Source organism: Paraburkholderia sp. BR13444 (assembly GCF_040948755.1).
Taxonomy (GTDB): domain Bacteria; phylum Pseudomonadota; class Gammaproteobacteria; order Burkholderiales; family Burkholderiaceae; genus Paraburkholderia; species Paraburkholderia youngii.
This window is the reverse complement of record NZ_JBFPKM010000071.1, coordinates 1-255: the sequence shown is the minus strand read 5'-3', so window position 1 is coordinate 255 and position 255 is coordinate 1. Positions and strand designations below refer to the sequence as shown.

Below are 255 nucleotides of genomic sequence, written 5' to 3'. Positions count from 1 at the left end.
TCTTGAGCTGCGGCAGCTGTGCGCTCAGGAACTCGAGCGACTTCTCGGCTTCCGCCGCCTTGCGCTTCAGATTCTGGTCGACATACGCATTGCCGATTTCGGCAAGCGTGCTGGCCGTCAGCATCCGCTCGGAGCCCGTCAGCGACGCGCCGATGATGCCGCTGTCCTTGCCCTTCTGCGACACGGTCAGCCGGTTCTGCAGGTTCTCCACCGTCTTTTCGCGCGACTGCCTCTCCAGAATGAACTGCGTGCCCG

Annotated in this window: 1 pseudogene; it reads right to left on the bottom strand. The window is 63.1% G+C overall.

What is annotated here, in order from left to right:
• Window positions 1-255: pseudogene (locus tag AB3X95_RS39025) on the bottom strand (tyrosine protein kinase); the annotation flags it as partial.